Source organism: Bacillus sp. FSL R10-2780 (assembly GCF_038006125.1).
GTDB classification, from domain to species: domain Bacteria; phylum Bacillota; class Bacilli; order Bacillales; family Bacillaceae_G; genus Bacillus_A; species Bacillus_A cereus_U.
Map to the genome: position 1 here is coordinate 3,533,926 of NZ_JBBOUQ010000001.1, position 20,078 is coordinate 3,554,003.

Below are 20,078 nucleotides of genomic sequence, written 5' to 3' on the forward strand. Positions count from 1 at the left end.
AGACCTTTCATTTATTTGAAAGGTCTTTTCCTTATATTTCACTTTACCGCTCCATATAACTTCTCTACCTCATGTTCAATTTGTTTTACATCGATTCGCTCAAATAATGGCTGTACATTATCAATTCGGTTTGGCAACGTGTTTTGAGGTTCCCAATTTACTTTAACACTCGATAATGTATTTCTAACTCTTTCACTTGAAAACGGTAAAAATGGTTCAAGCAGTTGTGCAAAGTTTGCTATCAGATAAACACAATTATAAATTGTTTCCTCACATGAAACTGAGTCCTCTTCTCTTTGTTTCCAAGGCTGCTTTTCATCAAAGTATTTATTTGCAAAGCGTACTGCATCAAATATTGTTTCTAGTGCCACCTTAAATTTAGTTTGTTCAATCGCCTCTCCTACACTTTTATATAATCCTTCTACCTTATCTCTCAGCTCTATATTAATATTTGCTTTTGGCACAATGCCATCATAATACTTTTCAATGAACTTCAATGTCCGGTTCACAAAGTTCCCGTATGCGCCTAATAGTTCACTATTATGACTGTAAATGAATTCACGCCATGAAAAATCAGTATCACGATTTTCTGGTGCATTTACTGTTAAAAAGTAACGAATAGAATCTGGATTATAGCGTTCCAATATATCAGGTACCCATACTGCCCAGTTTTTACTTGTCGATAACTTTCTTTTTTCTACTGTTAAATACTCATTCGAAACGATATGACGCGGGATCGCTTCTTCTCCTATTCCAAGTAATACCGCTGGCCAAATGATTGAATGAAACGGAATATTATCCTTACCATGTACATAATATGTTTTCGCATCTCTATCCCAAAACTCTTGATCAGCTTTCTCTGTTTCGTCAGCCCAGTGTTTACTCGCTGAATAATATCCTGTCACCGCTTCAATCCATACGTAAATTTTCTTATCTTCATATCCTTCCACCGGAATTGGTACCCCTATTGGTAAATCACGTGACACTGCCCTATCTTGTAATCCTTCCTTTAAATATCTCTCTGTTAATTGAATTGCATTGTCGCGCCATGTTCCTTTCTGCTTTGCAATTTCTACAGCCTCTTTAATTTGTTGTTGAAATTTATGCAATGCAAAATAGAAATGCTCTGTTTCCTGTACTGATGGCGTACTACCACATAACTTACATTTCTTTTCTAACAAATCGAGTGGATCTAAAATAGCGGAACAAGCATCGCATTGATCACCCCTCGCCGCTTCATGACAATGTGGACAAATACCTTCTACATATCGATCCGGTAAAAATTGCGTACACGTTTCGCAATAAGCTTGTTCAACAACTTTTTTATAAATATAACCTTCTTCTAATAGTCGTAAAAAGACTTTTTGAACAGTTTCATGATGATGCTCACTATCTGTACGTGTATAGTAATCATACGTAAAACCAAGATTATGAAAACATCTCTCGAATTCCTCATGATATTGATCAGCTATTTTCTTTACTGTAACCCCTTCTTGTTTTGCTCTAATTGCAATCGGTGTTCCATTACAATCACTTCCTGAAACATACAAAACATTCTCACCTTTAGCCCGGTAATAGCGCGCTAAAATATCTCCTGGTAATAAACTAGCGATATGCCCAAGATGCAACGAACCATTTGCATACGGCCAAGCGCCTCCAATAAAAATACTCATCTTATATTCCTCCTTTAAAATATAAAAAGCCCCACCCCTATCTTAAAAAAGATAAGGGCGGGGCTGGATAAACAGTCGCGATACCACCTTATTTCGTCAGTTATTCACATAACTAACCTTAACAAGTACGGAGCTATATGCTCTTATACTGTGGTTTTGATAACGAGTACCAACTCTCGTCGCCGCCTACTATTATCACTTGATAAGTTCAGGACGAAGCTCAAAGGCCATTGTTCAAATGAATATTCTTGCTTCTTCTCAGCTACCGAAGCTCTCTGGAAAGAATGGTTTCATTCTACTTTTCCTTTTCAATGCTTTTATGTATAACACGTATTTTACGACTTAATAACAGAAAAATCAAACTTTAATTCAAAAAGAACAGGAAATCTCATTCTCCCGCCGAATAAATATACGTTCACAAAAGGAGTGATAACATTGAATCAAAAGCAACTAAGCACGATAAATGAAAAAAGCTGGAACGCAGCTGCTTATGAAGCTTGGACAAATCGCCACGGGGCGCCAGAGAATTATGCGAAAAAGCTCATGGAAGATCCAATACGCGAGGTAGATCATTATTTACCCTACATACAATCTCCAAAAGGAAAGCGTATTATTAATTTACTCGGATCAAAAGGCAACAAAGCAGTTGCTCTTGCTCTTTTAGGAGCCGATGTAACAGTTGTAGATATTTCAGCAAGTAATGAAAAATATGCAACCGAACTAGCCGAAGCTGCTGGTGTCTCTATTCAGTATATCGTTTCCGACGTACTAGATTTAAATCTATCCCAATCATTTGATATCGTGTTACTGGAACTTGGCGTGCTCCATTACTTTTTAGACTTAAAGCCACTCTTTCATATAATCTCTCACTTACTAAAACAAGATGGGACATTTCTACTGCGCGATTATCATCCCGTTTATACAAAATTATTAGGAGTAGATCATCCATCATTTCGAGCAAATGGAAATTATTTCGATGAGGAACTTATTGAAGATGACGTAGCTTATAGTACTCTCCTTACGGAATCACAGAAATACGCTTTACCGAGAACAAAAATTAGGCGCTGGACACTAGGAGAAGTTATTTCAGCAATGGCAGAAACAAATTTCAAGGTTGAAAAATTGATTGAAGAACACGGACCTCATCAAAGGTGGGTCTTCCCTTCTACTTCACCCGAAGGAATTGAAGAACGCATACCCGGTCTATATACATTAATTGCGACAACATGCAAAAAAGGATCCCTTCACGGATAGGATCCTTTTTTTGCATGCTTACGCATATAAGTTGAGGTTGGAGATTACCATAATTCTGTAGAATAGGACACAAGATATTTCAACATTCGTCTCTGACTTACGTCGTCAAAAAGGGGTATGACCAACATAACGAAGAGTAATGTTTTAGTTGATAGTGATAATCGTTATCAACTAATTAGAAGTATACAGGATGTTATTTCGAATTACAATAGCATTTCTTATTTTTATTTAAGAATTTTTGATATATAAATATATCCATTTTAATTCTACTTATCTGCCTCTTTCCATTATCTTCTATAATCTTTTTAAACAAAATTCATAATAAAGAGAGATTACTTTTCAGCCCTCTTTTTTCACTTTAAAATATATCTTTCTCTCTCTTCCTCTGTCTGCTATAATGCCTAAAGGAAAGAAGAAAGCTTTGTTCCTTTAGGAGTAAGGTTTTCGTTTAATTTTTATATGAATTAATTCTAATACTAAGATTTTTAAAAAAAGGAGGCTTTTTTATCATATGAATTTTATGAGCATTAGAAAAAAACTTCTGTTCATGATGGGAACGATTTGCGCTTTATTTGGCATCGCATTAGCTTTTATTTTATTCTTTGCTGTTGACCAATCTCATAAAGCTGAAACACTACAAAAAGATATTTCCCCTCTTGCAACAGAATTAAAAGAACGTGGAGACGCGTATCAAGTACAACTTTCAGCTTTAAGGGGTTATTTACTGCAACATGATCAAGTCGAATTAGACAAGTTTCATGAAATGAGTAAGCTTCTTGAAGATAATAAAGCACAACTTCTTTCTAACCCTAACGTATCACAATCTGTAAAAGATACTATGGAACTAGGCTCTACTTGGAGAATATTTATTGAAGAAAAAGTTTTCTCTCTTGCAAAAGAACAAAAATGGGAAGAAGCATTACAACTTGCTTCTTCAGAAAATGGTACTGTTTATAAAGTTATTGGTGATTTTACAAACTATAGTAACGAACAAGCTAAGTTACGTGAACAATCCATTGAAAAAATTGATCAATCTTCACTGCTAATTGAATATATTGTTTTCTTATCACTTGTTATATGTATTATTGTTGCACTCATTCTTGCATGGTGGTTCTCTGGCAAGCTTGTTAAACCAATTGAACAAATTGATACGAAATTAAAAGAATTAGCTTCTCAAGAAGGTGATTTAACAGCACGTCTACAAGTAAATAGCAATGATGAGATCGGTGCTATTGCCACATCATTTAATAACATGTTAGAAAACTTGCAGCATATCATTAATCGTGTTCAAAAAACTTCTGTGGAAGTACAAAATGCTTCCGAAAACATGCTAGAAAAGACCAATACATCACGTGATGCGACAATAAAAGTTCAAAGCTCGATGTCCAATTTAAATGCCAGCATCCAATCACAAACTTCTAGTATGGAAGAAAGCTCGACTGCAATGGATGATATGGCAATGAGTGTTCAGCGCATTGCAGAATCTGCTTCTTCTGTAGCCGAACTAGCTGTAGCCACGTCAGAACACGCTAACGACGGAAGTACTGTTATTCAAAAATCCATTTCACAAATGACGACGATTCACGAAGCAGTAAATGCTACATCAGAAGTGGTCGAACGTCTAATCACTCATACGAAATATATTGATGCAGCTGTACAATCTATTTCCAATATCGCTGAACAAACAAATCTACTTGCTTTAAATGCTTCTATTGAAGCGGCTCGTGCCGGTGAACAAGGAAAAGGATTTGCTGTCGTAGCTGATGAAGTTCGTAAACTTGCTGAACAATCAAAAACAGCGGCAACAGATATTAACCAGTTGCTACATCAAATTCAAAATGATACAAAAACTGCTAGCTCTATGATGTCTCAAGGTCGCTCTGAAGCATTTGAAGGTATTAACGTCATTCGTGAGGCAGGCTCTTCTTTCACAACAATCGTCGGTCAAGTGAATACAGTGTCTACTCAAATCCAAGACATATCAGCAACTGCTGAAGAAATGGCCGCAAGTGCTGAAGAAATGAATGCTTCACTTAATAACATCGCTTCAATTTCTAATGAAGTTTCAAGTGAGACTGTCGCAACAGCACAATTCGCTGCACAAAAAGTCGTTGTTATGAATGAAATGACCCTAACTGCAAAACAAATGAAACAAACAGTTGAAGAATTAGATCAGCTTGTATCTCATTTTAAAACTGAATAGCTTTCCAAAAAAATATTCCTCCTTTCAAGGGAGGAATATTTTTTTGAGCTCATTTCCTGCACTTTATACGCATATCCATTATAATGAGAATCGATATCATTAATATTTAGGGGGTGCTACACATGTCACAACAAGTATTTGAAGAAAAGTTATATGCGAACTTAGAAGCTGTTATTGACCCTGAATTAGGTGTTGATATTATCAATCTCGGATTAGTTTATGACGTTACAGCAGATGACAATAATAATGCTGTCATTACAATGACAATGACTTCTATCGGTTGTCCAATGGCTGGCCAAATCGTATCAGACGTTAAAAAAATATTATCAACGAACGTACCCGAAGTAAATGAAATAGAAGTAAAAGTTGTATGGAATCCGCCATGGACAAAAGAACGTATGTCACGTATGGCGAAAATCGCATTAGGTATTCGTGACTAAATAAGGAAAAGACCTGACAATCCAGTCAGGTCTTTTTCTCTTATTATTTTACTCCTACAGCATCATAAGCTTTCGTTACAGCTTGTACAGCTTTAGAGTTTTTACCGTATAGATCCTCTGCTGATTGAAGTGCAGCTTGACGCATCATTTTGAAATCAGAGTTTGCAGTTAAATATTTTGTAAGAGCACGATAGTAAATTTTTTCTGTCGCTTCACGGCCCACTCCAGTTACTTTCACACTGTAATGCGTACCGCCCTCAGACACTAAATATGCTGCCTTATTGTTAATACTACTGTTAATATGAACGCCGCCATTATCAGCTGTACCAGTATAGCGTTTATTGTAATGATCTGGGTAACCTTCACCTGGTTTTAATGGATTTGGAATAGATGCTGGATCCTTCAGTGAACGAAGTGCATCACCTGGTTTACCAGGTGTATAAATATCTGCACCTAAATCCCAGCTCTTCTTCTCAACCATGACACCCATAATGTCAGATAACGATTCATTTAACGCTCCTGACTCATCTTTATAAACAAGATTTGCTGTATGTTCAGTTACAGCATGCGTTAATTCGTGGCCAATAACATCTAGCCCTGCTGATAATGGAATAAATGTCTTACCATCTCCATCACCATACATCATTTGCACACCGTTCCACGCTGCGTTATTCCAAGATTCACCTACGTGAACAGTAGAAATAAGTCTCGCACCTTTATCATCGAAAGAGTTACGGTTAAATGTCTTTTTATAATAATCATATACTTTTCCTGCATTCACATGCGCATCAACTGCCGCTTTATCTTCGAAGAACTTAGATTTACTTACAACTTCTTCTCCTGTATATCCAAGAATTTGTGAGAAGAAATTAAACCAGTTTTCATCCATATTCTCTGCATCAAATGTATGGACACCTTGACCTCGTGTACCATCAAATAAGTTGAACGCTCCTGTTTTCGTATCTTGAGCAATTTCAAATGATTGTCTAGCCCCTAATACTCCGTAACCAAATCCAGTAACGTGATCTACAGCATTATATTTCTCAATAACATTTCCATTTGTTGCATCAACAAAATAATGCCAATATCCTGGAGCTGGTTTCGAAACCGACGCTTTTACAAGATATGCAAGATAGTATTGACCATCTTTTTCATACACATATAAATCTTTTTTCACACCATCATAATTCTTTACTTTACCAATTTCTTTCTCAATATTAGCTTTTGCAATCGTTTCTGCTTGTTCCGCACTAATACTTGCAGATGCAGGAATATTTTTATTATCTAAATTTGGAATAACTTGTCCGAAAAATGCTTTTACATTATTCTCTTTATCAAGCGTAACCGTTTGATCTGAACCATACACAGGAATGTTATTATGCTTCTCAACTAACTTCACATGTGTTGTACCTGATTCATCGTCTTTTTCTTCACCAACGATATTGAAATGTTTATCAATATTTCCTGCTAGTTTAAACATATCCTTTTTACTCTCTAAATATTGAAAGACCGTCTCTTTTTTATCTAGTCCTTCTGGCGCTTTCCATTCTTCACCTATGTAAGCTGGTGTTTTGAACTCTTGGTGATACTGGATTTTTTGCTCTTCTGCTTTCGTCGTAGTTGCTCCAAATGCCCCAAACCCACTTGCGATAACAGTTAACGCTAATGCTGATGAAATTACTTGCTTTTTCAATCTAACACTCCCCATTCCCCTAAGAATTTTTGACACACTTATTACAATTCTAAATACTTATTCGTATACCTGTTTTTAAACATTGAGAAAGTTTTTTCTGATAATTCAACTCACCAAAAAGAGGACATCTTTTTTCGATGTCCTCTTTCCTATAACTTTTCATTCCGCTATTTATATACTGAACAACCCACTGATTAAAACTTCACTTTATTGCATTTTCATTTCAATTGCTACATAGTGAGACTTCTCTTTCGCTTGAATGTGAATATCTTCTTCTACAGCCTCCGCTGCATCACGCATTACAAGTGTTTCACCATTTACAACGCTGCTACCTTCAATTTGTACAAGGTACAATTGACGTCCTTCTTTAACAGGAAAATGAATTTCTTTACCCGCTTCTAATGATAAAGAATATAAATTTGCATCTTGGTGAATATGAATTGGTGCATCTCCATCAGAAGGAGATACCATATGGAACCACTCATTTTCACGTTTGCTCCAATCAAATTTAAACTCACCATAGTTCGGTTTATGACCATCGCGGTCTGGTAAAATCCAAATTTGCAATAGACGTAATGTTTCATTTCCTAAGTTATGCTCACTGTGAAATACACCAGTACCTGCACTCATATATTGAACATGCCCACGCTCAATTGTCCCGCGGTTCCCCATACTATCTTCATGTGTTAATTCACCATCTATAACGTAAGAGATAATCTCCATATCACGATGCGGATGCATATCAAAACCTGTTTGTGCCGCTATTAAATCATCATTCATAACACGTACTGCTCCAAAATTCATGTTGTTTGGATTATAATAATTTGCAAAAGAAAAATGAAAATGTGTATTTAACCAACCGTGATTTGCTCTTCCCATATTTTTATGATCAACTTTTCTAAACATACCCTTCACCTCATATTATCTCGAAATCGAGATATTTATTTTTAATTTTATTACTGCAACTTCTTCAGTAATTCTAATAATTGTTTTTGTTCTTCTCTATTTAACTTATCAAATTGCTCTGCTTGAAATGTTTCTTGCGGCGGGACTATTTCTTCATATAGAACCTTTCCCTTTTCTGTTAATGAAATATATTTCGTCGTACCTTCTTGTTCACGCTGAATCCAATCTAGTTGCTCCATCTTATTTAAAAGCTGAGTAACATTTCCTTTCGTAACAAACAACTTATTTCCAAGTTCTTGCTGCGTTAAACGATCGTGTCCTCCAATTTGAACTAATACATCAAACTGAGCGGCAGATACATTCCACTTTTTCAAATGCTGATTTGTCTCACGAATACTTCTATTATAAAAGCGTGATAAACGAAACCATAATAGTAATCCAAGTCTTTCCTCTGCTTTCATTCCATCACCTCGCTCATTTGATACTATTAGTTTAGAACTAAACTTAATAAAGGTCAACTACTTATTTTAAATTAGCAACAAATAAAAGCACAGTGATTTTTCTCCACTATGCTTCAGATTAAATTTCTATTTTTGTATTCATCTAGCTTCCTCTCCGCGAAATACCTCGCATCTTTCTCGATCCATCTTTCTTCGTATAGTTCATGTCCAACATATAGTACATCGTCCTTATGCTGCATCGCATGCCTGAATTCATGCAATAGCGTTTTGAGCACTTGCTCATACTCTTCCCACATACAAACGAAAATTAATTGTTTTTCTTTATGATAAAAACCACCTACCGGGAATAAAAACTCCTCTTCTTCTTCTCCTAATGATAAAAGTACATGATTCGCATCACACGTATCACAAAAAATAACTGGCGTTGCACTTACTTCAATAAGAGAAAACAAATCATTTCTTAACTTTTTGACATCCCAAGGAAGCTCCGAATCCAACACATACCAATTCTCAACTTGTTGATATACATTTTGAAACTGGAGTTCCATTTCTCAATAATCCCCTTTCCAAACTCCCTTTTCCTATATGTATGCCACAATATGGTAAATATTAAACATATCCTTCTCTAACAAGCAACAACCAGTTATTAATTTCCCATAAAAAAAAGAATCTATTTAACTATAGATTCCTTCACGATAATGCTTTATCCCGCTATTTGCGGGCAGTAAAACTCCCACCTCAAAATTCGGCTGGAGCAAAGAAGTTAGGTGGGAGTCGGGCTGCCCGTAAACGCCCGATTGGTGAAGGCTAATAATCAGTGGGGGATGAACCCCCCACTGATTATAGTTTCACTTTATATAAAATCTGACTTTACACGTCAATTGTTTAAAATTTAGCTATTCTTCGTATCCCACTTAAAGATTTTATTTAAAAATTTATATACATTCTTTGACTCTTTCGTAAGAAGAGGTCCTAAAATGGATAGTATAAGCACGTATAGCGCTGAGAATGGTTTCAATACTGACATTAAACCACCGGCGATACCGATATTGGCCATAATGATGGAGAACTCTCCCCTTGAAACGATTGTTAATCCAATATTTGTTGAAGCTTTATGAGATAATCCAGCTTGTCGTCCTGCAATCATCCCTGCTACAAAGTTTCCGATGATTGTAAGAAGGACAGCACCTAACGTTAACCATATTGCTCCGCCCAATGAGAACGGGTCTATACTTAATCCGAAACTGAAGAAGAAGATAGCTCCGAAAAAGTCTCTAAATGGAACAACAAGATGTTCAATTCGATCACTATGCTCTGTCTCTGAGAAAACTAACCCTAAAAGAAGTGCCCCGATTGCTTCTGCAACGTGAATTGTTTCTGAAAAACCAGCAATAAAGAATAGCGAAGCAAATACTACAATAATAAAGATTTCATCTGAACTAATATTGAGCAATCTATTTAATAACGGCGTAGCCTTTCTAGCTACTACGAAGAATAGAAGCATATATCCTAAAGCAATTCCAATTGAAGTGAGGGCACCTAAGAACGAAGCGTGATCCCCAAGGACTAAGCCAGAAACTACTGATAAATATACAGCAAGGAATATATCTTCAAACATAATAATTCCTAAAATTAATTCGGTCTCATTATTACCAGTTCTTCTCAAATCAACTAACACTTTTGCAACGATAGCACTAGAAGAAATCGTAATAATACCCGCAATAATTAAGATTTCGAGTAACGGGAATCCCATTATAAATCCGTATAATAATCCTAGTGAAAAGTTAATTAAAATATAAATCGTTCCGCCAATAGCAATCGAACGTCCAGATTTAATTAGTTTTTTCATCGAAAATTCTAATCCTAGATAGAAAAGAAGGAACAGAACGCCAATCCTTCCAAGGAAGGATATCACACTTGCACTTTCAATAAATTTGAGATCGATAACACCTATTGTCGGCGCGTGCGGCCCTACTAACATGCCAAGAACGATTAGAAAAGGAATTACTGAGAATTTAAACTTTCCAGCGATTACCGCCGCAATTGCTACTAAAACTAAAGCTGTACCAACTTCAAAAATTAAAGTATCCATCTAGTCAGTCCCCCTATTCGAAAGTAATTCATTGATAATCTTTTTAATTTCTTCTCTCTCACCGGAAACTACAAGCATATCTCCTTCTTCAATTACCGTTTCTGGTCCTGGATTAAATAGCTTTTTCATGTTCTTTTTCATAACTGCAATTATCGTTACGCTATATGTTTTTCTTATTTCAAGATCACCAATTGTTTTTCCAATTGCTGGAGCTGCATTCTCCACTTTGAACCACTCAATCGCTAAACCTTCAAAGACCATCTCAACATTTTCTAATGCCCGAGGTTTATATACCATCCCGCCTAATATTGCTGCAATTTGTCTTGCCTCTGAGTCACGCAATGAAATACTTGAGATGCTTTCTTCATGGTCTGTATCAAAATGATACATTTCTCTACGCCCATCATCATGAATGACAATCACCATTTTTTCGTTACCTTTCGTAACGATTTGAAACTTATAACCAATACCTGGAAGTTCACTTTCTCTTATATTCATACTAGTTCCTCCTCAACAATAAATAATTTTTTATTTGAATTTTCTGTTTTTCTGTCTTTTCTTCAACCAACTAATTTTAGAAATTCTAACCAGTCAGGATATCTGTGATTTGGAAATCTTTTATTGTAATAATAAGTGGCTCCTAAAAAGATACTTAAAGATGTAATGATGAAAAATAAATTACTTCTCATTTTCAAACTCTTAAGACTTACTTTCAATAAAGATTCTTCTTTCAAATTATCCCCTCTTTTTCGTTTTAAATTTAGTTTTTTAAAATGTAAATAATTCTAAAAATATTACGATGTAACTTAATCATAACATAAAACGCATTTAAGTAACATATTTTTTAGAAAATTTGATTCTGGTATATTTTTTGCATATAATTTTCTTATTATGAAAAAAGGAAGTGTATTATATGGTTGATATCTTTAGCAGATTCCTTGAAGTAACGAATAATATTTTATGGTCATATATTCTTATTGCAATGCTAATCGGCTTCGGTCTTTATTTCTCTTTCAAATTAAAATTTGTCCAAATTACTCATTTCGGTGAAATGGTCAGTTTAATTAGTAAAGGGTTCAATCGAAAAGAAAAGAAAAAAGATAGCGTCTCTCCATTCCAAGCATTTTGCTTAAGTGCAGCTGCACGTATTGGTATCGGGAACTTAGCTGGTGTAGCACTCGCAATTTCTATGGGTGGACCTGGTGCAATATTTTGGATGTGGTTTATCGCTATTCTCGGTGCAGCTACTAGTTTTGTAGAATGTACACTCGCGCAAATTTATAAAGTAAAAGATGGAAGCAGGTTCCGTGGTGGCCCAGCATATTACATGGAAAAAGGATTAAACAAACGCTGGATGGGCATCTGGTTTTCACTTCTCATTACAGTTGCATACGGATTAATCTTCAATTCAGTACAAGCAAATACAGTAACAATAGCGTTTGAAAATGCTTTTGGACTAGAACGAACTATCGTAGGAGCTGTATTAGCTTTATTAGTTGCTGTTATTATTTTTGGTGGTATTAAAAGCATTTCACGTATTACAGAAATGATTGTTCCTCCAATGGCAATCGTTTATATTGGTGTGGCTATTTTTGTCGTTATTAAAAACTTCAATATGTTACCAAGCATTTTTCTAGAAATATTTAACGGTGCATTTGGTTTAGACCAAGCCATCGCTGGTGGTATTGGAGCAGCAATCAAGTTCGGAATTCAGCGCGGTTTATTCGCGACAGAAGCAGGTATGGGTAGCTCTCCTAACGCAGCAGCAACATCAGATGTATCTCACCCTGTAAAACAAGGGCTTGTTCAAGCATTAGGTGTTTTCGTAGATACATTCTTAGTATGTACATCAACGGCGTTTATCGTATTATGTTCTGGACTTTACAAAGGATCAAATTTAGAAGGTATTGAATTAACACAACAAGCATTAAGTTCACAAATTGGACCGTGGGCAAGCACTTTCTTAGCGATTATTATTTTCCTATTCGCTTTCAGTTCTTTACTAGGAAACTACTATTATGGTGAAACAAATATCGCATTCATTAAAGAAAGCAAAACATGGTTACTGATTTATCGTGTTGCAGTTGTCGGAATGGTGTTCTTCGGATCAATCGCTGCCCTTCAAACAGTTTGGAGCTTAGCTGATTTCTTTATGGGACTAATGGTATTTACAAACCTAATTGCCATCTCATTCCTTAGCAAATTTGCCTACGCAGCATTAGTAGACTATATAAAGCAAAAGAAACAAGGAAAAGACCCTGTTTTCCTTGCAAGTTCTATTCCTGGCTTAAAGAATACAGAGTGCTGGGATGGACAGGATGTAGAAGAAAAGAAACAGGCTGTATAACAAATAAAAGCGGAGGCGGCTCGTTCAGAATCGCAGGGCATTGGAGCTCTCGACCTTGAAGCGCTTTTTGCTTCGAGCGAGAGAGCGAAATGACCGGAGATTCTAGCCGCTGGAGCTATATATCAAATAAAAACCCCCTATTACTTCACAGTAATAGGGGGTTTTTATTTACAACAGTTCATAATTTGTTCAAATTAATTCCAACAAAAGGGTTGATTTATACAAATTACTAGATTATAATAATTATAAATTAGTAATTTGTATAACATAATAACTCAAGAGGAGATTGATCATAATGAATACACAAGTAATCGAAGCATTAAACAAACAAGTAGCAAACTGGAGCGTTTTATTTACAAAACTACACAACTTCCATTGGTACGTAAAAGGACCTCAATTCTTCACACTACATGAAAAATTTGAAGAGCTTTACACAGAATCAGCTACTCACATCGATGAAATTGCAGAACGCATTTTAGCAATTGGCGGCAAACCAGTAGCAACAATGAAAGAATACTTAGAACTATCTTCTATTCAAGAAGCAGCTTACGGAGAAACTGCAGAAGCGATGGTCGAAGCAATCATGAAAGACTACGAAATGATGCTAACTGAACTGAAAAAAGGCATGGAAATCGCTCAAAACTCTGACGACGAAATGACATCTGACCTACTACTAGGCATCTACACAGAACTAGAAAAACACGCTTGGATGCTACGTGCATTCTTGAATCAATAATAGATTTAAAAGCGGAAGCGGCTCGTTCAGAGTCGCTTTTTTCTATGGGGTAATCGCGCAGAAATTATATCGGCGATTCCATCAAATTTATCAGCGATTTTTCCAATATATCGACTTACCGACAAATCACGACAATAATAGCACTCCCCTCCACTACTTTTATCAATATATTACAATCTCTTTTATGTTAAAATATAGGAAACACCCTTTAGTAATTAGATCCAAAAAGCTTGTCCAAGTTCATCATTTACTACTTAAATGACGGGAGTGGTTCAGTTGAAAGACTACTTAATTAGAGCATTTTTCGCGTTAATAACAGTTGGGATTCTCTTACTCATAGCTAATATTTTCAATATACGTGTCGAGGTTAAAGACTATGCTTTCCTCGTTGTTGTAGCAATTGGTGGCGGCTGGGGTGGCTGGTACCTGTATAAAAAACAAAATAAAAATAACAATAAAGGCATTCCGAAATAATATGGAATGCCTTTATTCTATATTACATAATTAAGCTTAAACCACTAATAAAAGCAGTCCCAAAAAACATCATAAAAACCCATATTCTATGGTAAATAAAAAGAATTCATTTTGAATATAGAAATAGTCCAAAATCTTGCATAACAGAGGTATGCCCCATTTGCCGCAACATTGTGGCTATATTCCCACGGTGATATGCTCCGTGGGTGACGACGTGTAGTATTGTTTCAGAAACCGTCGTATCCAGGTGCCCAGCATATGGATTATCAACCTCAAACACTTTTTCATAATCTTGTTGACTACTTAAAAGTTCTTTATATCGTTTAGATAATTCATAAAAACTAGTTTCCATTTCCTCAATATTTTTTGTTTCCAGCTGCTCTTTCAATTGGTCTGTGTGTGCCATTGCATCACTCATGCTTTTACCAGAAATAATCTCAAGCCAGGCTAAATCTGTGAGGTATATGTGAGACATTACTTTTGCCACCGAAGAAAAACCACTCTTAACTTCCTTATGGAAAATGTCTTGCGGTAGTTCTTTTAAGCGATTTAAAATAACCTCATTTGCCCATAAGTGGTAGTCATACATTTTTAATACAGAATGCCCCATGATTATTTCTCCTCCAATTTTCATTTTAATGATTAGATTATGATACATAACTGATTAAAAATTCCCAAAGGATTACATCTATAAAATTCATTCTGATTTCGATTAAAAAAACCTCTATTACCTTCATAAAAAACATTCCCTATCTTCCACAATCTGACCCTTTAACGGAACAATTCTATGTCACTCAATAATTCCTTATTCACCTTTTATTCAGATGTTCTTTTTTTAAGTCAGCAAAACATACCTCCATCTACTTCCCCTCTTCCAACGATTTCACATCTCACTATCAATATATTTAACCAAATTAAAAACACATGTCTTTTTAGAATGAATTTACATGTGTTTCCAAAAATCTATATAAAAAACAAAGTAATCAAAATGATAAAGGCATTCCAAAGTAATATGGAATGCCTTCCTTGTTATTTCCGTTTATAGTAAATAATGAAATTTAGACCACTTATCAAAACAATCCCAATAAACATATTAGAAGACTGCAAATCTCCGCCTAAACTATACTCATCGGCAATAAATCCTAACATAACAAGTGCTATCGCAGAAACACCAATACACAATACCGAAATAAACCAAAGCGAAAACTCATTAATCAGCTCTTTCTTCTGTCTGAAAACAATTAGCATTACAAGAATAGACGCTGCTAAAATACTTTTAAAAACAGGACGTAAATATACAAACTCCTCCATCTATTTTTCCCTTTCTAAAAAACATTATATTTCAACATTAACATATTTAACCAAATTAAAAACACATACCTTTTTACAATAAAAAAGACATGTGTTTCTATAAATCCCTATAAAATTGTACTATGATAATTGCTTCCACTTAGTCCCCAAAACAGGACGCTCGTAATTTTGGATTTTATGAATTAATTCGTCAGCCGTCTCAGCTGAAACGATTAACTCTTTATTCGATGGGTTCATAAAGCCTTCTTCAGCTACGCGTTCAACCATTTGCAGAATTGGTCCGTAAAAGTCTTTAATGTTCAATAAACCAACTGGCTTATCATGTATACCAATTTGTGACCAACATACAACTTCAAATAATTCCTCAAACGTTCCATATCCGCCTGGTAATGCAATGAAAGCATCCGCAAGCTCTGCCATTTTCGCCTTACGCTCATGCATCGTTTCTACTTCAATTAATTCTGTTAGTCCTGTATGAACAATTTCACCACGGAATAAACCACGCGGCATAACACCTGTTACACGTCCACCTAGGCGAAGAACTTCATTTGCCACTTCTCCCATTAATCCAACGCATGAACCGCCATATACAAGCTCATAATCGTTCTCAACAAACATTTTCCCTAACTCTATTGCCTGCTCTTTAAATTCTGGTCTCTCCCCTAAATTTGAACCTGCAAACACACAAATCTTTCTCATCCCTACACCTCGAAACTATATATTGTTATGATACAATGGGTATTGTACAACATATTGAAGGGATGAGAAAGAAATGGATATCGTCGCATTTCAAAGATGGGTGGAGGAATTTTATGAAAAACGAAGCTGGTCACAGTATAATTCCTTTATTCGCTTAAATTTCTTAACTGAGGAAGTTGGGGAAGTTTCACGCGTTGTTCGCGCAATTGAAATCGGTCGTGATCGCCCTGATGAACAAACGAAAACACAAGAAGAGCTAAAACAAGAACTAAAAGAAGAACTTGGTGATGTACTTTCTAATCTTATTGTTCTTTCACAAAAATATGATTTGGATTTACAAGACATTATGGAAACACACGTCACAAAGCTTTCAAAAAGGTTCGAAACATCTAAATGAGAACATTATCAATTGTGATATAATGTTCTTGTCAAAATAATAAGGGGGATTTTATGTTATCTAAAAAATTGCACGACGCACTAAATGAACAAATGAATTTTGAATTTTACTCTGCCCACGCTTATATGGCAATGGCTGCTTACTGTACAGCGGAAAGCTACGATGGATTCGCTAACTTTTTCCTTGTACAAGCTGAAGAAGAACGTTTCCACGCAATGAAGCTTTACAACTATATTAATAACCGCGGGGAGCGCGCTATTATTACTGGATTTGATAATCCTAACAACGAATACGAATCTGTATTAAACGCTTTTGAAGTTGCACTTGAGCACGAGCGTGAAGTAACGAAACGCATTTATCACTTATCTGATATCGCTTGGGATGAGCGTGAACACGCAACAATTACCTTCTTAAAATGGTTCGTTGACGAGCAAGTAGAAGAAGAAGCTTCATTTGATAGCATCATTCAAAAATTAAAACGTATTACAAGCGATTCAAACGCATTATTTATGCTAGATGCTGAACTAGAAAAACGTACATTTACGCCTCCGGCTGAATAATATTTTAATCACCTTAATGAATGTATTAAGGTGATTTTTTTATTTTCCCTCTAGCTTAAAATCACCTTAAATTTCCTTGTATTTGACATAGTACCAGTAAGAAAATGGTATTATTTTCAATATAAAGTGAAACTTTAATCAGTGGGGTTTTGTTCATCCCCCACTGATTATTAGCCCTCACCAATCGGGCGTTTACGGGCAGTTGATCTCCCACCTAACTTCTTTGCTCCAGCCGAATTTTGAGGTGTGAGTCTTACTGCTCGTTAATGCGGGATAAAATAATATACGAGGAGAGAAAAAATGCATCAGCGTGTAGAAGCTGTTGATGCAATCCGTGGTTTCGCTTTGTTTGGTATTTTACTTGTCAATATGACCTTAATTCAATTTGGATTCTTCGCCAGTGAAAAACCAACTTACATATTTGGAAAACTTGATGAAGGTGCTAATTGGTTTATTCAATTTTTCGGCACCCACAATTTCATGTCCCTATTCTCTTTTTTATTTGGTCTTAGCATTATTTTGCTACAAAAAAGTATTATTGTGAAAGGAAAGAAATTCTTCCCCACATACATAAGACGTATTATCATTCTTTTACTGCTAGGCTACATTCACGGCACCTTTGTTTGGGAGGGAGATATTTTATTTGCCTACGGGGTTATCGGGATTTTCTTAATGATGTTCATCAATCGAAAACCGAAAACATTGCTCATTTGGGCATCTATTTTACTAGGACTCATTATGCTCGCATCTTACCAATCGGAATCAACATCGAACCCCTACGATGATCTCGCACCTTATACCGAAAAGGAACATAAGGTCCATGAGACTGGAAGCTATATGGATCATGTCAACTTTAGATTGACTGAAAATCCTTTTGATTATATGGGGATTAACGGTGTTTTCGGATTAGTTTTCATATCAGTTTTCGCAATAATTTTTATGTCTCCACTTTTCTTACTCGGAATGTATGTGGGGAAAAAGGGCTGGCTATTTGAGGTCAATCAACATATACCTGCTGTCAAAAAAATTTGGCTTATCACTGGGATTTTCTCTTTTACAATTAAAATCTTAGCTATATTCGTGAAACATCCGATTTTAATTATGTTACAAGATAGTCTTACACCAGTAACCATGACCTTCTTTTACGGAAGCACGATTATTTTATTATTCCATTACAAAAAGGTAGCGCATTTACTAACATACATGGCGAACATGGGAAAAATGTCGGTTAGTAATTACTTAGCGCAATCTATTATCACAACAACTATTTTTTACGCATATGGATTTGGCTTATACGGTAAAATTGGCTATTTCTTCGGTATTCTTTTAACCATTGGAATTTATACGATTCAATTATTCGTTAGTACCTATTGGCTACAGAAATACCGAATGGGTCCTGTGGAATATGTGTGGAGACTGGGAACTTATTTAGAGAGACCACGGTTTAAAAAAGACTTGGATAAAGCAAGTTAAACAAAAAGTCGTTTATCCTCCCGAAGTGAGAGATAAACGACTTCTTTGTTATTTATTAAAGCATAACCCCAACGATAACCGCTGATAATATACTTACTAATGTTGCACCGTATACAAGTTTTAATCCGAATGAAGATACAACGTTTGATTGTTTTCCATCGATACTCTTCGTTGCACCTGCGATAATTCCGATAGATGAGAAGTTCGCAAATGATACAAGGAAGATTGATAAAATACCTACTGTACGAGCTGATAACTCACCAGCTACTTTTCCTAGATCAAGCATCGCAACAAATTCGTTCGTTACTAATTTCGTTGCCATAATTTGTCCTGCTGTTAGCATTTCTGATGTTGGAATGCCCATTACGAATGCTAATGGCGAGAAGATATATCCTAAAATGCTTTGGAATGTGATTCCGAAAATTGAATCGAACACACCGTTAATTGCTGTAATTAATGCTACGAAACCGATTAACATCGCCGCTACTGTTACAGCGATAGAGAAACCTAGCATAATATATTCGCCTAACATTTCAAAGAATGTTTGTTTCTTATCTTCTTGTAATTCTAAAATGTCATCTTCTTCGCTCACATCATATGGATTAATAATATGAATGATAATGAATCCACTAAATAAGTTTAGTACAAGTGCTGTTACTACATATTTTGGATCAATCATCTTCATATAAGAACCAACGATTGACATCGATACTGTTGACATTGAAGATGCACAAAGTGTGTATAAACGATTTTTTGGTAATTTACTTAATTGATCTTTTACCGTAATAAATACTTCACCTTGGCCGACAATTGCCGCTGCTACTGCGTTATATGATTCAAGTTTTCCTAAACCGTTAATTTTACTTAATACGAAACCGACTGCACGAATGATAATCGGTAAAACTTTTATATGTTGTAAGATCCCAATTAGTACTGCTAAGAAAATAATTGGTAATAATACTGTTAAGAAGAATGGTGCTTGTCCATCATTTGCTAGACCACCAAATACGAAATTAACCCCAGCTTCCGCAAATTTTAAAATAGCGCCAAATCCATCTGCAATCCCTTTTACTAATACAAATCCGACCTTTGTATTTAGTAAGAAATACGCAAGTACCAATTGAATTACAAGCATAACTGCAATTGGTTTATATTTAATTTTCTTACGATCTGAACTTATAAGGAACCCTAGTACAAATACTACAAGTAAACCGACTAGAAACATTACTAACTTCATATGTGAATCCTCCACTTCCATGAGTTATCAGTCGTATAACGAATGACGTCTGACCATTAATGTTAAAAAAATATGAACCCTTAAAATATTTTGAACTGTCTTCTAAAATCAGTAAGCGTTTA

The 20,078-nt window shown here is 35.5% G+C and carries 20 protein-coding genes and 1 other annotated feature; of the genes, 9 read left to right on the plus strand and 11 right to left on the minus strand.

Features of this window, described 5'->3' with window-relative positions; translation table 11 throughout:
- Window positions 1-38: 38 nt before the first annotated feature.
- A complete protein-coding gene (gene metG, locus NSQ47_RS18580) occupies window positions 39-1,673 on the minus strand; it encodes a methionine--tRNA ligase (protein ID WP_341037626.1) in 1,635 nt (544 codons plus the stop codon).
- Between the two features lie 50 nt (window positions 1,674-1,723).
- Window positions 1,724-1,994 (minus strand) — a binding site (T-box leader).
- Between the two features lie 114 nt (window positions 1,995-2,108).
- On the opposite strand from metG, the gene NSQ47_RS18585 reads away from it, so the two are divergent.
- The 3 genes from NSQ47_RS18585 (at window position 2,109) to NSQ47_RS18595 (ending at window position 5,570) form a co-directional block, all read left to right on the plus strand.
- Window positions 2,109-2,927, plus strand: coding sequence for a class I SAM-dependent methyltransferase (locus NSQ47_RS18585; RefSeq protein ID WP_341037629.1), 819 nt, complete (start codon window positions 2,109-2,111; stop codon window positions 2,925-2,927).
- Between the two features lie 511 nt (window positions 2,928-3,438).
- Window positions 3,439-5,130 (plus strand): methyl-accepting chemotaxis protein, encoded by a 1,692-nt coding sequence (locus tag NSQ47_RS18590; protein WP_002159959.1) that lies wholly within the window; start codon window positions 3,439-3,441, stop codon window positions 5,128-5,130.
- A gap of 122 nt (window positions 5,131-5,252) precedes the next feature.
- Entirely contained in the window at window positions 5,253-5,570 is a 318-nt protein-coding gene (locus tag NSQ47_RS18595) for a metal-sulfur cluster assembly factor (protein WP_341037631.1), read from the plus strand.
- Window positions 5,571-5,613: 43 nt separating this feature from the next.
- On the opposite strand, the gene NSQ47_RS18600 is transcribed toward NSQ47_RS18595, so the two are convergent.
- From NSQ47_RS18600 to NSQ47_RS18625, 6 genes are all read right to left on the minus strand, one after another.
- The gene (locus NSQ47_RS18600) at window positions 5,614-7,263 is read right to left on the minus strand and encodes a M4 family metallopeptidase (protein WP_002112730.1); all 1,650 of its coding nucleotides are present in this window, start codon (window positions 7,261-7,263) and stop codon (window positions 5,614-5,616) included.
- A 207-nt stretch (window positions 7,264-7,470) separates the two neighbouring features.
- Complete coding sequence (locus tag NSQ47_RS18605) at window positions 7,471-8,169, minus strand: pirin family protein (RefSeq protein WP_341037632.1); 699 nt, start codon at window positions 8,167-8,169, stop codon at window positions 7,471-7,473.
- 50 nt (window positions 8,170-8,219) lie between these two features.
- On the minus strand, window positions 8,220-8,630 hold the full coding sequence (locus NSQ47_RS18610; RefSeq protein ID WP_070129146.1) for a MarR family winged helix-turn-helix transcriptional regulator: 411 nt from the start codon (window positions 8,628-8,630) through the stop codon (window positions 8,220-8,222).
- 113 nt (window positions 8,631-8,743) lie between these two features.
- The gene (locus tag NSQ47_RS18615) at window positions 8,744-9,178 is read right to left on the minus strand and encodes a DUF3920 family protein (RefSeq protein WP_341037634.1); all 435 of its coding nucleotides are present in this window, start codon (window positions 9,176-9,178) and stop codon (window positions 8,744-8,746) included.
- A 344-nt stretch (window positions 9,179-9,522) separates the two neighbouring features.
- The gene (locus NSQ47_RS18620; protein ID WP_199661764.1) at window positions 9,523-10,722 is read right to left on the minus strand and encodes a cation:proton antiporter domain-containing protein; all 1,200 of its coding nucleotides are present in this window, start codon (window positions 10,720-10,722) and stop codon (window positions 9,523-9,525) included.
- Entirely contained in the window at window positions 10,723-11,220 is a 498-nt protein-coding gene (locus tag NSQ47_RS18625; RefSeq protein WP_002159951.1) for a cation:proton antiporter regulatory subunit, read from the minus strand. It abuts the gene before it with no gap.
- Between the two features lie 415 nt (window positions 11,221-11,635).
- On the opposite strand from NSQ47_RS18625, the gene NSQ47_RS18630 reads away from it, so the two are divergent.
- From NSQ47_RS18630 to NSQ47_RS18640, 3 genes are all read left to right on the plus strand, one after another.
- Window positions 11,636-13,069 carry an alanine/glycine:cation symporter family protein gene (locus tag NSQ47_RS18630; RefSeq protein WP_016106569.1) on the plus strand — a complete coding sequence of 478 codons (1,434 nt, stop codon included), beginning with the start codon at window positions 11,636-11,638 and terminating at the stop codon, window positions 13,067-13,069.
- A gap of 295 nt (window positions 13,070-13,364) precedes the next feature.
- A complete protein-coding gene (locus NSQ47_RS18635) occupies window positions 13,365-13,805 on the plus strand; it encodes a Dps family protein (RefSeq protein ID WP_341037636.1) in 441 nt (146 codons plus the stop codon).
- A 276-nt stretch (window positions 13,806-14,081) separates the two neighbouring features.
- Window positions 14,082-14,279, plus strand: coding sequence for a hypothetical protein (locus NSQ47_RS18640; RefSeq protein ID WP_000656311.1), 198 nt, complete (start codon window positions 14,082-14,084; stop codon window positions 14,277-14,279).
- Between the two features lie 106 nt (window positions 14,280-14,385).
- Here NSQ47_RS18640 and NSQ47_RS18645 read toward each other — a convergent pair whose 3' ends face one another.
- The 3 genes from NSQ47_RS18645 to NSQ47_RS18655 form a co-directional block, all read right to left on the minus strand.
- Window positions 14,386-14,889, minus strand: coding sequence for a DinB family protein (locus NSQ47_RS18645; protein WP_215580059.1), 504 nt, complete (start codon window positions 14,887-14,889; stop codon window positions 14,386-14,388).
- A gap of 419 nt (window positions 14,890-15,308) precedes the next feature.
- Entirely contained in the window at window positions 15,309-15,590 is a 282-nt protein-coding gene (locus NSQ47_RS18650) for a hypothetical protein (protein WP_341037637.1), read from the minus strand.
- A gap of 120 nt (window positions 15,591-15,710) precedes the next feature.
- Window positions 15,711-16,289: an LOG family protein gene (locus tag NSQ47_RS18655; protein WP_445662096.1), complete on the minus strand. Its 579-nt coding sequence runs from the start codon at window positions 16,287-16,289 to the stop codon at window positions 15,711-15,713.
- A gap of 73 nt (window positions 16,290-16,362) precedes the next feature.
- On the opposite strand from NSQ47_RS18655, the gene NSQ47_RS18660 reads away from it, so the two are divergent.
- The 3 genes from NSQ47_RS18660 (at window position 16,363) to NSQ47_RS18670 (ending at window position 18,719) form a co-directional block, all read left to right on the plus strand.
- Window positions 16,363-16,686, plus strand: coding sequence for a MazG nucleotide pyrophosphohydrolase domain-containing protein (locus tag NSQ47_RS18660; RefSeq protein WP_002089472.1), 324 nt, complete (start codon window positions 16,363-16,365; stop codon window positions 16,684-16,686).
- 53 nt (window positions 16,687-16,739) lie between these two features.
- Entirely contained in the window at window positions 16,740-17,246 is a 507-nt protein-coding gene (locus tag NSQ47_RS18665) for a ferritin (protein WP_341037638.1), read from the plus strand.
- Window positions 17,247-17,546: 300 nt separating this feature from the next.
- A complete protein-coding gene (locus NSQ47_RS18670; protein WP_341037639.1) occupies window positions 17,547-18,719 on the plus strand; it encodes a DUF418 domain-containing protein in 1,173 nt (390 codons plus the stop codon).
- Window positions 18,720-18,774: 55 nt separating this feature from the next.
- Here NSQ47_RS18670 and NSQ47_RS18675 read toward each other — a convergent pair whose 3' ends face one another.
- Window positions 18,775-19,956 (minus strand): NupC/NupG family nucleoside CNT transporter, encoded by a 1,182-nt coding sequence (locus NSQ47_RS18675; RefSeq protein WP_002112757.1) that lies wholly within the window; start codon window positions 19,954-19,956, stop codon window positions 18,775-18,777.
- Window positions 19,957-20,078: the final 122 nt, after the last annotated feature.